Origin of the sequence: Burkholderia crassaminum (assembly GCF_964265005.1) — a bacterium.
Taxonomy (GTDB): Bacteria; Pseudomonadota; Gammaproteobacteria; order Burkholderiales; family Burkholderiaceae; genus Burkholderia.
In genome coordinates this window covers 2,877,843-2,892,729 of record NZ_OZ183800.1, presented here as the reverse complement: position 1 = coordinate 2,892,729, position 14,887 = coordinate 2,877,843, and the positions used below count along the sequence as shown (strand labels likewise).

Below are 14,887 nucleotides of genomic sequence, written 5' to 3'. Positions count from 1 at the left end.
CGCTCCGCCCCGCGTTTGCTTCCCCTTTCATCGACTCCGTGACACGGCGTGCGACGCGCGCCGTGCGGCGGCGCTCGTCCCTCGATTCAACGACGCATCGACCCGACATCATGACTGACCGACACCTTTCCCCCGTTCCCTCCGACACCGCCCGCTGGCAATTCTGGATCGACCGCGGCGGCACGTTCACCGACATCGTCGCGCGCCGGCCCGACGGCACGCTCGTCACGCACAAGCTGCTGTCGGAGAACCCCGAGCAGTATCGCGACGCGGCCGTGGCCGGGATCCGCCACCTGCTGGGCCTCGCGGCCGGCGAGCCGATCACGCCCGAGCGCGTCGACATGGTGAAGATGGGCACGACGGTCGCGACCAACGCGCTGCTCGAACGCAAGGGCGAACGTACCGCGCTCGCGACCACGCGCGGCTTTCGCGACGTGCTGCGCATCGCGTACCAGAACCGGCCGCGCCTGTTCGACCTCGACATCGTGTTGCCCGACGCGCTGTACGAAACCGTCGTCGAGATCGACGAGCGCATCGGCGCGCACGGCGACGTCGTCGTGCCGCTCGATGCAGAGCAGGCCGAAGCGTCGCTGCGCCGTGTGTACGACTCGGGCGTGCGTGCGCTCGCGATCGTGCTGATCCACGGCTATCGCTACACCGCGCACGAACGCGCGCTGGCCGCGCTGGCGCGCCGGATCGGCTTCACGCAGGTATCGGTGTCGCACGAGGTGTCGCCGCTGATGAAGATGGTGTCGCGCGGCGACACGACCGTCGTCGACGCGTACCTGTCGCCGATCCTGCGTCGTTATGTCGAGCAGGTCGCGCACGAGATGCCGGGCGTGAACCTGCAGTTCATGCAGAGCAGCGGCGGCCTGACGCGTGCCGACGCGTTCCAGGGCAAGGACGCGATCCTGTCGGGCCCGGCCGGCGGCATCGTCGGGATGGTGCGCGCCGCGCGGGCGGCCGGCTTCGAGCGCGTGATCGGCTTCGACATGGGCGGCACGTCGACCGACGTGTCGCACTACCACGGCGAGTTCGAGCGCGTGTTCGAGACGCAGGTGGCCGGCGTGCGGATGCGCGCGCCGATGATGAGCATCCATACGGTGGCCGCCGGCGGCGGCTCGGTGCTCGGCTTCGACGGCGCGCGGCTGCGCGTCGGGCCCGAGTCGGCCGGCGCGAACCCGGGGCCGGCCGCGTACCGGCGCGGCGGCCCGCTGACGGTGACCGATTGCAACGTGATGCTCGGCAAGATCCAGCCGGATCATTTCCCGCGCGTGTTCGGCCCGCATGCGGACGAACCGCTCGACCGTGACGGCGTGGTCGCGAAGTTCGAAGCGCTCGCCGACGAGATCCACGCGGCGACGGGGCGGCGCGAGACGCCCGAGGCGCTCGCAGAAGGTTTCCTGGAGATCGCGATCGGCAGCATGGCGAACGCGATCAAGAAGATCTCGGTGCAGCGCGGCCACGACGTGTCGCGCTACGTGCTGACGACGTTCGGCGGCGCGGGCGGCCAGCACGCATGCGGCGTGGCCGACGCGCTCGGGATGACGCAGGTGTTCGCGCATCCGCTCGCGGGCGTGCTGTCCGCATACGGGATGGGCCTCGCCGACCAGACGGCGATGCGCGAGCGCGCGGTCGAGGCCGTGTTGTCCGACGCGTCGCTGCCAGCGCTGAATGCGGCGCTCGACCGGCTGGCCGACGAGGCCGTCGGCGCGCTGCTCGAACAGGGCGTGCCGCAGGCGCGGATCGCGATCGAGCGCCGCGTGCACCTGCGCTACCAGGGCACCGATTCGGCGCTCGACGTGCCGGCCGGCAGTGTCGACGCGATGCAGCAGGCGTTCGAGGCCGCGTACCGGCAGCGCTATGCGTTCCTGATGCCCGGCACGCCGCTGGTGGCCGAACTCGCGTCGGTCGAGGCGATCGGCCGCTCCGACGCGCCGGTGGAGATCGCGCCGCTCGCGCCGCGCGGCAGCGGCGGGGAGGGTGAGGGCGACGATGCCGCACTGCGTGCCCATTCCGCCGTGCGCTTCCATTCCGGCGGCCAATGGCACGACGCGGCGCTCTACGTACGCGACACGCTGCTGGCCGGCGACGCGATCGACGGCCCGGCGATCGTCGCGGAGAAGAACGGCACGACCGTCGTCGAGCCCGGCTGGCGTGCGGAGATGACCGCACAGGGCAACCTCGTGCTGACACGCACGACGCCGTTGCCGACGCGCCGCTCGCTCGGCACCGACGCCGACCCGGTGCGCCTCGAGATCTTCAACAACCTGTTCATGTCGATCGCCGAGCAGATGGGGTTGCGGCTGCAGAACACCGCGTACTCGGTGAACATCAAGGAGCGCCTCGACTTCTCGTGCGCGATCTTCGACGGCGACGGCAACCTGATCGCGAACGCACCGCACATGCCGGTGCACCTCGGCTCGATGGGCGAGAGCATCCGCACCGTGATCGAGCGTAATCGCGGCCGCATGCGCGACGGCGACGTGTTCATGCTGAACGACCCGTATCACGGCGGCACGCACCTGCCGGACGTGACGGTCATCACGCCGGTGTTCGCGGACGGCTCGGACGCGCCGCTGTTCTACGTCGGTTCGCGCGGCCACCACGCGGACATTGGCGGCACGACGCCGGGCTCGATGCCGCCCGATTCGACGCATATCGACGAGGAAGGCGTGCTGATCGACAACTGGCAGCTCGTGTCGGCCGGCACGCTGCGCGATGCGCAAACCCGCGCGCTGCTCGCGTCGGGCCGCTACCCGGCGCGCAACGTCGAGCAGAACATGGCCGACCTGCGCGCGCAGGTCGCCGCGAACCAGAAGGGCGTGGACGAGCTGCGCCGGATGGTCGCGCAGTTCGGCCGCGACGTCGTGCTCGCGTTCATGGGCCACGTGCAGGACAACGCGGAAGAAGCCGTGCGGCGCGTGATCGGCGCGCTGCAGGACGGCGAGTACCGCTACCCGCTCGACAACGGCGCTCAGATTCGCGTCGCGATCCGCGTCGACCGGGGCGCGCGGCGCGCGGAAATCGATTTCACGGGCACGTCCGCGCAGCTCGACAACAACTTCAATGCGCCGAAAGCCGTCTGCATGGCCGCCGTGCTGTACGTGTTCCGCACGCTGGTCGGCGACGACATCCCGCTGAACGCGGGCTGCCTGAAGCCGCTCACGGTGATCGTGCCGGCCCGCTCGATGCTGAACCCCGAGTACCCGGCGGCGGTCGTGTCGGGCAACGTCGAGACGTCGTCGGCCATCACCAACGCGCTGTACGGCGCGCTCGGTTGCGTTGCGTCGAGCCAGGGAACGATGAATAACTTCACATTTGGCAACGATCGATACCAGTACTACGAGACGATTGCGGGCGGCAGCGGTGCCGGCGACGGCTTCGCGGGCGTCGGCGCGGTGCAGACCCACATGACGAACTCGCGGCTCACCGATCCGGAGGTGCTGGAATGGCGCTACCCGGTGCGGCTCGACTCGCACCGGATCCGCGCCGGCTCGGGCGGCGGCGGGCGCTGGCGCGGCGGCGACGGCGCGGTGCGGCGGATCCGCTTCCTCGAGCCGATGACCGCGTCGATCCTGTCGAACAACCGGATCCACGCGCCGTTCGGCGCGGCGGGCGGCGAGGCCGGCGCGCTCGGCCGCAACACGATCGAGCGCGCGGACGGCACGGTCGAGGCGCTCGACCACATCGGCCGCGCGCAGATGGCGCCGGGCGACGTGTTCGTCGTCGAAACGCCGGGCGGCGGCGGGTACGGCGCGGCGGGCTGAACCGCGTAACCGGCGCGGGCATCCCGCGCCGGTTACGCGGACGACATTGCAATGAAATGTGGAATAAAGCCGCGCATTAACGCCCGAACGGAATCAAAAAAGACGAAAAATCGGGTCGCGGGAATGCGATCCGACCCTGCCGCCACGGTTCAGCCGCCGCGCTGTCCCCCTATTCTGAAATCAGCCGGAAACGCCCGCCGGGCGGGGCGCTCGGCCTGTCTCGCCAGGCCCGTTGCGCACCGCCGCACCCGCATTCGCGCAGGCTGCCAATCATGAAAAATCCGGCTTGCCAATCGAGTCCCGATTCCTTGACACTCCGCTCTAAATGTGAGTGCCAATCCGGATCGTCATTTGATAAGATGGCTCTCATCATTCGTTAGGCAGAACCTGCGCGCATCACGCGCGAACGCCGGGTCGCATTAGCTGGAAACAAGTACGGGACGAGGCCCATCATCACGGCAATCACGGTTGCCCCGCCGGGAGCGCGCGACGCGCGGCCCGGAAGGGCCGCCGGCCGCTCGCCTCCGTCTACACTGTGCGTTTTTTCTGGATCGGGGCGTCTCCATGGATGACGAAAACGATAGCGCGGTGCTCGAGGCGCACGTCGGTACGCGCAGCCCCTGCTGGCGTCTCGGCAGCGACAGCAATGCACTCGAACTGGCGGCCGTCCGCGGCCTGACCAACGTCGCCGTCGCGCTGACGGTCGAACAGGCCGCGTGCATCCGCGCGCTGACCGGCGTCACGTCGCACCTCGTGCTCGACATCACGCTGTTCGGCGAACCGGTCAGGCTCCATCTCGTCGGCCGGAAGGTCGACACGACCGACTGGGCCGGCACGGCCTCGGCCTATTCCGATGCGGAGTCCGTCGCGGTCGATCTCGCGCACGGGCTCGCGTTCGCCGAGCAGGTCGTGTCGGAGGTGAATTCGCTCGTCGTGATCCTCGACCGCAACGGGATGGTGCAGCGCTTCAACCGCCTGTGCGAGGAAGTGACGGGCAAGCGCGAGGTCGACGTGATCGGCCGCAGCGCGTTCGAGCTGTTCATGAGCCCGGAGCAGGGCGCGCAGTCGCGCACCAACATCACGGGCTTTTTCGCGAGCAACCACTCGTTCGCGGTCGAGCGCTACATCAACACGGTCAACGGGCCGCGCCTGTTCCAGTTCCGCAACAAGTTCGTCCAGAGCGGCAGCGGCGTCGACGAGCAGTTCCTGATCTGCTCGGGTATCGACATCACCGAGGAGCGCAACGCGCAGCATCGGCTCATCGAACTCGCGAACACCGACGTGCTCACCGGGCTGCCGAACCGCCATGCGATCAGCGAGCGCATCCACGCGGCGATCGCCGCCGAAACCGCCGCGTCGCGCGGGCAGGTCGGCATCCTGTTCCTCGATCTCGACAACTTCAAGCGCGTCAACGATCACTACGGGCACATCACCGGCGACCGGCTGCTGCAGGACGTGTCGGCGATCATCAGCGGCTGCCTGCCGTCCGGCGCGACGCTCGCGCGGCTCGGCGGCGACGAATTCCTCGTGCTGTTCGAGCACGGCACGCGGCCGCTGCTCGAAGCGACCGCGCAGATCATCCTGGAGCGGCTGCGCACGCCGATCCATCTCGGGCTGATGGAGGTCTACACGAGCTGCTCGATCGGCATCGCGATGCATCCGCAGCACGGCGATTCGCTCGAGACGCTGATCCGCAGCGCGGATACCGCGATGTACGTCGCGAAGGAAGAGGGCAAGCATACGTACCGCGTGTTCTCGCTGGAGATGAACCAGAAGGTCGCGAAGTACATGTGGCTCGACACGAACCTGCGCAAGGCGCTCGAAGAGGAGCAGTTCGTGCTGCACTACCAGCCGGTCGTCGATATCGCGACCGGCGACGTGCATGGCGTCGAGGCGCTGATCCGCTGGCAGTCGCCCGATCGCGGGCTCGTCGCGCCGGTCGAATTCATCCGCTTCGCGGAGGAGTCGGGCCTGATCGCGCCGCTCGGGCGCTGGGTGATGCGTAGCGCGGCCGCGCAGGCCGCCGCGTGGAAGTCGAAGGGGCTCGACATCCGGATCGCGGTGAACGTCTCCGCGCGGCAGTTGCAGGACATGAACATCGTGCACCAGTTCGCGTCGATTCTCGACGGTGCGGGGCTGAAGCCCGGCCTGCTCGACATCGAGCTGACCGAGAGCTGCTTCATCGAGGACGAGGATGCGGCGATCGGGCTGATGCGGCAGTTCCGCCAGCTCGGCGCGGAGATCCATCTCGACGATTTCGGCACTGGCTATTCGTCGCTGTCGCAGTTGTCGCGCCTGCCGCTCGACGCGATCAAGCTCGACCGCACCTTCATCACGGGCATCGACCGCAATCCGCGCTCACAGGCGCTGGTGCGCTCGGTCGTGTCGCTCGCGAAGGCCCTGAATTTCGCGGTGGTCGCCGAAGGCGTCGAAACGCATGCGGAAGCCGAATTCCTCAAGCAGCTCGACGTCGATCACGCGCAGGGCTACTACTACGCGCGCCCGATGCCGGCCCAGGCGTTCGAGGCGTGGCTCGCGGAGACGAGAAAGCTCAGGCTGATCGCCTGAGCTTCGTTCATGAAGCGGCGCCGCCCGCAAGTGGCGGCGCCCGTCGCACTACACCGTGCGCAGCTTCGACACGCGCCGGTTCTGCAGCATCACGAGGCGTTCCATGTACGCGAGGTCCTTCGGCTCGATCGTGAACGCCGCATGCACCCATGCTTCCGTGATGTCCATCAGCTCGGAGCGCGTCAGCTGGAACACCCGCTCGCGTGCGCGCAGCATCGCGCGCACGCCGTTCAGCTTCGGTTTCATCACGTCGATGAAGGTGCGCGTCGCGAGATACGCGTCGCCCGCGTCGAACGTCTGGTCGATCAGGCCGCGATCCTCATACCACTCGGATGCGTGCGCTTCACCGGTCGCGATCAGTTGCTCCGCAATGCCCCGGTCGGCCTTGCGTGCGACGAGCGAATAACCGCCCATGCCCGGGAACAGGTTGAACGCGATCTCGGGGAACCCGAGCTTCACGCCCTTCTGCGCGAGCACGTAGTGATGCGCGAGCGCGGCCTCGAAACCGCCGCCGAGCGCGCTGCCCTCGACCATCGCGATCGAGATCGACCCGGTGCCGAAGCCCGTGTAGATCTCGTACACGCCGTCGATGCACGAGCGCGCGTAGGCCATCAGCAGGTCGCGCCTGCCGCTGCGGATCGCGTCGACGAAGAAGCTCAGGTCGCCGCCGACGTTGAACAGCTCGGGGACGAGCGAGCCCGTCACCCAGAAGTCGAACGGCAGGCCCGAGTCGCGTGCGACGCGTGCGAGATGGATGATGTCGGTAACGAGTTGCTGGTTGAAGCACGGCCGCGGCTCCGATCGCAGCATCATCCACATGACATTACGTCCTTCTTCGTAAAAGGCAGTCAGTTGCGTGAGTTCGCCGGCTTCATAAAACGGGCGGCACGCGGGATGGGATTGGAGTTGCATGGTATGTCCTCGTGAATGTGGTTTTTGAAGACCGTCGCGCCCGGTGCCGAGCGGGAGACGGGTATCCCGCAGGGCGCCGGGCGCGAGGCATCGCCATTGTTGCGCGCACAAACTCGGCCGATGTGTTGAGTGGGTCACCCGATCGCGCCGTCGGCGATCACGCGGCGGCGGGAAAATCGGTTACACGCGAATGAATCGATATGTGACCTTCGTGCAGGGCGGGAGGCCGGTTTCTCGCGGGCTTCGCGCGGGAAATGGGTGACTCGGCAGGCTGCGAAGGTATTTCGCGTGTGAATTTTTTTGGAAGGGAAACCGGCGGCGACGATGATGCGGAGCGATCGTCGTTACAACGGAAGGCGGACGAGCCGCGATCGTGTGACGAAGGTGCGCGGCGCCGTGACGCCGCGCACGGCACAAGAGATCGTGATTGGAAGCGGAAGCGGAAGCGGAAGCGGAAGCAGTAGCAGTAGCAGTAGCAGTAGCAGTAGCGGCGACACTTCGTCGATCTAGTTCGTCATGCAGATCACTTGACGATATCACCTTGGATCGACGCACGCGTCAGGCGTGCGTGACGTGTCGGCGGCGCTCCCGGCTTCACGCATCGGGCCTCGTGCGCGGTCGGTGCTCCCGCTCGGCCCGTGAGCCCGATGCAATCGCATGGCATTCCGTACCGTCGGCTCGCCCGTTCGGGCGGCGGTCCGGACAGGGTATTCACCGATCGCGACACGGTTGCGCCACAATTTTTCGACGTTAGAATCCCGCGCGCGTTGTATCGTGCCCCGCGTTACGCCCCGCGCAGGCGAACGCGGCGTCCCGCCCATCCTCATGCCGATGCGTGTTCACGGGAACTTGCCAGGATCGGTCCGGATCGGCCACCATTCGCTTCCGGCCCGACTGCGTCATCCCACCGCAGTCCGGCCTCATACCGACAGAAATACCAGTCCGCCCCGCGCGGCCGATCGAATCGGCGCGCGCGGCAGGCTTGGAGGAGAACACCCATGTCAGAAAAACATCGGATCCTGGTGCTGGACGACGATCCGGAAGTGCGCGTCTGGCTGAAGAGCGTGCTGGAAGAGGCCGGGTTCGAGGTCTCGGCCGTCGACAGCGCCGCCCGGATGCAGCAGCAGCTCGCGGCCGCGCCGCACGCGCTCGTGATTCTCGACCTGAAGCTGCGCGGCGAGGACGGCCTGACGGTCGCGCGCGAGCTCCGGCGCCGGTCCGACGTGTCGATCATCATGATCAGCGGCCTGGGCGACGAGACGGATCGGGTGCTCGGCCTCGAGACCGCGGCCGACGATTTCGTCACGAAACCGTTCTCCGGGCGCGAACTGATCGCACGGGTGCGTGCCCAGCTGCGGCGCACGATCGAGCTGTCGATGCCGCGCCCCGCGTCGAACGGCGGCGGCCCGCGCTACTGCTTCGATGGCTGGACGATGGATCTGGCCGCGCGCACGCTGACCCACAACGGCGGCCCATGCGCGCTGACGCAAGGCGAATTCGAGCTGCTCGCGGCGATGGTGCAACAGCCGTCGCGGGTCTGGTCGCGCGACCAGTTGCTCGAACACACGCGCGGCTTCGGCATCGACGTGTACGACCGGACGATCGACGTGCTGATCCTGCGCCTGCGCCGCAAGATCGAGCCGAACCCCGAGCAGCCGACCTATATCCGCACGCAGCGTGGCATCGGCTACGTGTTCGCGGTGCCCGTCGTGCGCGTGTGACGCGATGCGCACGACGGTGAGGCTGTTGCCGCCCTGGAGTGTCCGGGCGAAGCTGATCGCGACGTTTCTGCTGCTGTTCGGCATCACGCTCGCGGTCGTGGTGGTCGGCGTGCTCGGCATGCGTGCGAACCAGAACGCGCTCGACGAATACGAGGCGAACGTGGTGCCGGAGATTGCCCGCGCGCTCGAGTTGTCGGACAAGGTCGCGCAGCTCGCCGCGGTCGCGCCGAGCATGATGCTGACCGATTCGCCGGACTTGCTGCACAACGACACCGAGCTGATGCGCGGCCTGCTCGGCGACATCCGGCGGCTGTCGCCGGGCTTCGGCAAACTGCCGGGCCCCGCCGCGAAGGCGGGCGAGCAACTCGCGGTGATCGACGATCTCGACGCGATCGACCAGGATCTCGCCCGGCTGCTGATCGTGTCGGGCAGGCAGCGACAGCTCAAGGAGGAACTGAGCACCCTGCGCCTTGCAAACGACCGCATCGGCGACAGCATCGCGCGCGACAAGAGCGTGATCGCGCAGCGCGCGCCGACGCTGCTCGAGATCTGGGCCCGCACGGCCGGTGCGCTGCAGGCGGCTAACGCGGCGGAGCTCGGCAGCGCGGAAAGCGACAACGAGGCGCTGTGGCTGCGCGTGCGCGAACGCGGCGAAGACCGCCGCCAGCCGGCGCTTGCCGAGGCGCTGCAGCAACTCGACGGCGGCGCGCGCAACGTATTCGCGGTGCGCCGCGAGTTTCTGTCGAGCGAAGCGCAGACGGGTTATCTCGTGACGCTCCTGCGCGGCCACGCGGATCACCTGAGCGGCAAGTCGGCGCGCTACGTCGAGCGCTTGCGGCAGATCGCCAGCGAGCGCAGCGACAAGGTGCGCAAGGTCGCGGTCTCCAGCCAGTCGGGCCTGCTGCTGCTGGCCGTCGCGGGCGTCCTGGTGGCGTTGCTCGGCGTCGCGTATGCGAGCCGCATCCTGCACAAGCTGCAGGCGATGACGCGCGTGATGGCGCGACTCGCGAAAGGGATCACGTCCGACCGGATGCCGTCGACGCACCGGCCGGACGAAATCGGCGAGCTGGCGCGCGCGTTCGAGGTGTTCCGCACCAACCTGATCGAGAAGGAGCAACTGACCCACGGGCTCGAGTCGCAGCGCCGCCTGCAGGAATCGGTGCTCAACTCGATGAACGACGGGGTGTCCGTCCACGACACGCACGGCAGCCTGATCGCGTGGAATCCGACCTTCGCGACGCTGCTCGGGATCGACCCCGGCACGCTGCATGCGGGCCTGTCGCTCGCGATGCTGCGGCAGGCCATGCATCAGCCCGCGCGCTGGCGCCAGGTGTCGCGCGAGACCGCGACCCGCACGTCGGACGGCGCGCGCATCGCCGCGTCGGCCGAGCTGCACCTGCGCGACCAGCGGACCCTCGAATTCCACTGCCAGCCGCTTCCCGACGGCGGATGGGTGGCGGTCTGCCGCGACCTGACGAGCCGGCGCGCGGTCGAGGCCGAGCTGCGCCAGGCGCAGAAGATGGACGTGCTCGGCCAGCTGACGGGCGGCGTCGCGCACGATTTCAACAACTTCCTCGTCGCGATACTCGGCAACCTGGAACTGCTGCTGCCGCGGCTCGACGGCCAGCAGGACGCGCAGACGATGGCCGAGCGGGCGCGCCGCGCGGCCGAACGCGCGTCGCGGCTCACGCGGCGGCTGCTTGCGTTCGCGCGGCGCCAGCCGCTGCAGGCCGAACGCGTATCGGTCAGGGCGATGCTCGCGGAGATGCTCGATCTCGTCGAATACTCGGCGGGCCAGCGGGTGAGCGTCGTGCTGGAGCCGGCCGCCGACGCGATGTGGGTGAACGTCGACCGCGGCCAGCTCGAGAACGCGGTCCTCAACCTGACGCTCAACAGCGCCGCCGCGATGCCGGACGGCGGAACGCTGGCGCTGGCCGCGCGCCGCGCACCGGCGGGCGACGGTACCGCCGCGCCGCACGCGATCGTGCTGAGCGTCACCGACACGGGCTGCGGGATCGCCCCGGTGCTGCTCGACAAGGTGATCGAGCCGTTCTTCACGACCAAGGCGGCTGGCGAGGGGAGCGGGCTCGGGCTCAGCAGCGTCTACGGCTTCGTGCGCCAGAGCGGCGGGGATCTGCGCATCCACAGCGAGGTCGGCCGGGGGACGCGCATGGAGCTGTGGCTGCCCGAGAGCGCACCGCCCGACCGGCGCGGCGCGCCGGCCGTCACGGTGGCCGCGCCCGTTGCCGGGCCGGCCGGTGCCCGCGTGCTCGTGGTCGACGACGATCCCGAGGTACGCGACACGGCGCTCAGCCAGTTCGCGGCGCTCGGCGCGCGGGCCGACGCGGTGGCGACCGGCGACGCGGCATTGCGCTGGCTGGCCGAGCACGGCCCCGTCACGCTCGTGCTGTCAGATATCTCGCTCGGCGCGGGCGGCAGCGGCATCGCGTTCGCCGCGCGGCTCGCCGAGCGCTGGCCGGCGCAGCGCGTCGCGCTCACCTCGGGCCTGCCGCCCGAGATTCATCAGGCCCATCCCGACTGGCGCGCGGACCTGCCGTTCGTGCCGAAGCCGTTCGATCTGGCGGCGCTCGCCGCGCTGCTGGGCTGACGCGCGACGCCGATTGTTTCGATTGTTAATGGCGTGGCGCGTTTCCGAAATTTTCGATTAACCGGACTGGAGTCTCATAGACCCACGGCACCCGGCGACGCGCTCGCGACACCGCGGCGCACGATTCGAACGATTCGAAAAAAACTGGAGACACCGAATGATGAAGCTCAAGGCAGGTTGGCTGGCGATGGCGATGGCGCTCGCGATGACGGCCGCCACGGCCACCAGCGCCGGCGCGACGACGCTGCGGATCGCATGCGGCGCAGCCGGCGTCGACCAGGACATTTGCCAGGTCTCGGCGAAGCGGTGGGCCGAGAAGACCGGCAACGAGGTCGAGTTCATCAGCATGCCCAATAACTCGAGCGAAACGCTGGCGCTCTATCAGCAGCTGCTCGGCGGCGGCTCGGACAAGATCGACGTGATGCAGATCGATACGGTCTGGCCGGGCATCCTCGCCAGCCACCTGATCGACCTGAAGCCCTACAGCAAAGGGCTGGAAAGCCAGTCGTTCCCGAGCATCGTCGCGAACGATACGGTGAACGGCAAGCTGGTCGCGATGCCGTGGTTCATCGACACGGGGCTGCTCTACTACCGCAAGGATCTGCTCGACAAGTACCGCGTGAAAGTGCCCGCCACGTGGGAGGAACTCGATGCCACCGCCCGCAAGATCCAGTCGGGCGAGCGTGCCGCCGGCAACGAGAAGGTCTGGGGGTACGTGTGGCAAGGGCGCGCGTACGAAGGGCTGACCTGCGCTGCGCTCGAATGGGTCAGCAGCTACAACGGCGGCACGGTGGTCGACGACAAGGGCCGCGTGACGATCGACAACCCGGGCGCGATCAAGGCGCTCGAGCAGTCGGCGAAATGGGTCGGCACGATCAGCCCGAAGGCCGTGCTGAACTACGGCGAAGAGGAGGCCCGCGGCGTGTTCCAGGCCGGCAACGCCGTGTTCATGCGCAACTGGCCGTACGCATGGGCGATCGCGAATCGCACGGGCAGCCCGATCAAGGGCAAGGTCGGCATCGCGCCGCTGCCGAAGGGCGGCGCCGACGGCCGCCCGGCCGCCGCGCTGGGCGGATGGCAGCTCGCCGTGTCGCGCTACTCGCCGAACCCGAAACTGGCCGCCGATCTCGTGATGTATATGGCGAGCGCGGAAGTCCAGAAGATGCGCGCGATCCAGGGGTCGTACAACCCGACGATGCCGGCGCTCTACCGGGACAAGGACATCCTGCAGGCCAACCCGTTCATGGCCGATCTGCTGCCGACCTTCAGCACGGCGGTCGCGCGGCCGTCGACCGTGACCGGCGCGAAGTACAACCAGGTCAGCAACCAGTTCTGGAATGCCGTGCACGATGTGCTCGCCGGCAGCGACACCGCAACGGGTGCACTCGCGCGGCTCGCCGCCACGCTCAACCGGCTCGCGCCGGGCGGCAACTGGCACTGAGCGCCGCGGCGCGCGATTGATCGATCGGGCCGGCCGCCGCAGGGTGCCGGCCTGACAGGAGACATCGAATGAGAACCGGAAGCATCGAGATAAGTAGCACTCCTTCATTCGTGCAGGAACCCGTGCGGGCCCGCGCCGGGCTTGCCCGTGCGCGCCGGCGCCAGGCGTGGCTGCTGGTGGCGCCCGCGCTGCTCACGCTGGCGGCCATCGCCGGCTGGCCGCTGCTGCGCACGGCGTGGTTCAGCCTGACCGACGCGCAACTGTCCGACCTGTCGCAGCGTCACTTCGTCGGCCTCGACAACTATCTCGGCGCAGCGGGCGTGCTGCGCGACCCGGCCTGGTGGCAGGCCGTCGGCAATACCGTGCTGTTCGCCGTCGTGTCGGTGGTGCTCGAGACGGCCACGGGCCTCGGCGTCGCGCTGCTGCTGGACGTGCCGTCGCGGCTGCGCACGCTGCTGCGCGCGGCCGTGCTCGTGCCGTGGGCGATCCCCACGGTCGTGTCGGCGAAGATCTGGAGCTGGATGCTCAACGACCAGTTCGGGATCGTCAACGCGATGCTGATGTCGATCGGCGCGATCCATGAGCCGCTCGCGTTTACCGCCGACGCGCGCCTCGTCTTCCCGACCATCGTGCTCGTCGACGTGTGGAAGACCACGCCGTTCATGGCGCTGCTGATGCTCGCCGCGCTGCAGACCGTGCCGCGCGATTGCTACGAGGCCGCCCGTGTCGACGGCGTGCCGCGCTGGCGCGTGTTCCGTTCGGTGACGCTGCCGCTGATCCTGCCCGGCGTGCTGGTCGCGATGATCTTCCGCTCGCTCGACGCGTTGCGCGTGTTCGACCTGATCTACGTGATGACGTCGAACAGCCGGATCACGAAAAGCATGTCGATCTATGTGCGCGAACAGCTGATCGATTTCCAGCAGGTCGGGTTCGGGTCGGCGTCGGCGATGTTGCTGTTCGTCACGATCGTGCTGTTCACCATCGGCTACATGGCGGTCAGCCGCCGCCGGATGCAGGAGGCGTGAAATGAAGAAGCATCCGCTCGACATCGCAATTCACGGGCTGCTGTCGGCGCTCGTGCTGGTGATCGCGCTGTTCCCGTTCGTCTACATGATCGGCACGTCGATCAAGCATGGCGATGCGCTGTTCGACACGTCGCTGTTCCCGGCGAGCCCGTCGCTCGACAACTACCGCCAGTTGTTTCGCGACCAGCCGTTCGGCGCGTACCTGCTGAATTCGGCGCTCGTTGCGGGCGGGGCGGTCGCGCTGTCGCTCGCCGTGTCGGTACTCGCCGCGTATGCGCTCGGCCGCGTGTCGTTCCGCGGGCGCGGGGTGCTGATGATGTGCATTCTCGGCGTGTCGATGTTTCCGCAGGTCGCGATCCTGTCGGGCCTGTTCGAGCTGGTCCGCTCGCTCGGCCTGTACGACCACCTCGGCGCGCTCGTGCTGTCCGACCTGATCTTCACGCTGCCGTTCACGATCTGGATTCTCGTCACGTTCATGCGCGAGTTGCCGCGCGAGCTGGAGGAGGCGGCGCTCGTCGATGGCGTCGGCGTGTTCACGCTGATCTTCAAGATCTTCATGCCGCTGCTGCGGCCGGCGCTGGCCGCGACGTCGCTGCTCGCGTTCGTGTCGGCCTGGAACGAGTTCCTGTTCGCGCTGACTTTCATGATCTCGTCGAGCCAGCGCACGGTACCCGTCGCGATCACGATGATCTCGGGCGCGAGCAGTTACGAGTTGCCGTGGGGAACCATCATGGCCGCGTCGGTCATCGTCACCGTGCCGCTCGTGCTGCTGGTGCTGGTGTTTCAGCGGCAAATCGTCTCCGGCCTGACTGCCGGTGCGGTCAAGGGTTGACGCGTCTCGG

General features: G+C 68.2%; 8 protein-coding genes. 7 read left to right on the top strand and 1 reads right to left on the bottom strand.

Annotation, left to right across the window (positions count from 1 at the left end):
* Positions 1–110 precede the first annotated feature (110 nt).
* Together ACPTTF_RS29980 and pdeR are read left to right on the top strand one after the other, a co-directional pair.
* Positions 111–3,770: a hydantoinase B/oxoprolinase family protein gene (locus ACPTTF_RS29980; protein WP_423369341.1), complete on the top strand. Its 3,660-nt coding sequence runs from the start codon at positions 111–113 to the stop codon at positions 3,768–3,770.
* A gap of 564 nt (positions 3,771–4,334) precedes the next feature.
* Positions 4,335–6,338: a cyclic di-GMP phosphodiesterase gene (pdeR, locus tag ACPTTF_RS29975; protein WP_166954774.1), complete on the top strand. Its 2,004-nt coding sequence runs from the start codon at positions 4,335–4,337 to the stop codon at positions 6,336–6,338.
* Between the two features lie 48 nt (positions 6,339–6,386).
* Here pdeR and ACPTTF_RS29970 read toward each other — a convergent pair whose 3' ends face one another.
* Positions 6,387–7,250: a crotonase/enoyl-CoA hydratase family protein gene (locus ACPTTF_RS29970; protein WP_423369340.1), complete on the bottom strand. Its 864-nt coding sequence runs from the start codon at positions 7,248–7,250 to the stop codon at positions 6,387–6,389.
* A gap of 998 nt (positions 7,251–8,248) precedes the next feature.
* On the opposite strand from ACPTTF_RS29970, the gene ACPTTF_RS29965 reads away from it, so the two are divergent.
* From ACPTTF_RS29965 to ACPTTF_RS29945, 5 genes are all read left to right on the top strand, one after another.
* Positions 8,249–8,971: a winged helix-turn-helix domain-containing protein gene (locus ACPTTF_RS29965; RefSeq protein WP_166954770.1), complete on the top strand. Its 723-nt coding sequence runs from the start codon at positions 8,249–8,251 to the stop codon at positions 8,969–8,971.
* 16 nt (positions 8,972–8,987) lie between these two features.
* Entirely contained in the window at positions 8,988–11,579 is a 2,592-nt protein-coding gene (locus ACPTTF_RS29960; RefSeq protein WP_423369909.1) for an ATP-binding protein, read from the top strand.
* A 157-nt stretch (positions 11,580–11,736) separates the two neighbouring features.
* Positions 11,737–13,020 (top strand): ABC transporter substrate-binding protein, encoded by a 1,284-nt coding sequence (locus ACPTTF_RS29955; RefSeq protein ID WP_423369339.1) that lies wholly within the window; start codon positions 11,737–11,739, stop codon positions 13,018–13,020.
* A gap of 68 nt (positions 13,021–13,088) precedes the next feature.
* Positions 13,089–14,045, top strand: a complete 957-nt coding sequence (locus ACPTTF_RS29950; protein ID WP_423369338.1) for a carbohydrate ABC transporter permease — start codon at positions 13,089–13,091, stop codon at positions 14,043–14,045.
* 1 nt (position 14,046) lies between these two features.
* Positions 14,047–14,877 (top strand): carbohydrate ABC transporter permease, encoded by an 831-nt coding sequence (locus tag ACPTTF_RS29945; RefSeq protein WP_166954764.1) that lies wholly within the window; start codon positions 14,047–14,049, stop codon positions 14,875–14,877.
* The last annotated feature ends 10 nt before the right edge of the window (positions 14,878–14,887 follow it).

What these genes read in the sequence shown, in the direction of transcription:
- ACPTTF_RS29950 (WP_423369338.1), top strand. Translation starts at nt 13,089, where the DNA reads ATGAGAACCGGAAGCATCGAGATAAGTAGCACTCCTTCATTCGTGCAG.
- ACPTTF_RS29965 (WP_166954770.1), top strand. Translation starts at nt 8,249, where the DNA reads ATGTCAGAAAAACATCGGATCCTGGTGCTGGACGACGATCCGGAAGTG.
- ACPTTF_RS29955 (WP_423369339.1), top strand. Translation starts at nt 11,737, where the DNA reads ATGATGAAGCTCAAGGCAGGTTGGCTGGCGATGGCGATGGCGCTCGCG.
- ACPTTF_RS29945 (WP_166954764.1), top strand. Translation starts at nt 14,047, where the DNA reads ATGAAGAAGCATCCGCTCGACATCGCAATTCACGGGCTGCTGTCGGCG.
- pdeR (WP_166954774.1), top strand. Translation starts at nt 4,335, where the DNA reads ATGGATGACGAAAACGATAGCGCGGTGCTCGAGGCGCACGTCGGTACG.
- ACPTTF_RS29970 (WP_423369340.1), bottom strand. Translation starts at nt 7,250, where the DNA reads ATGCAACTCCAATCCCATCCCGCGTGCCGCCCGTTTTATGAAGCCGGC.
- ACPTTF_RS29980 (WP_423369341.1), top strand. Translation starts at nt 111, where the DNA reads ATGACTGACCGACACCTTTCCCCCGTTCCCTCCGACACCGCCCGCTGG.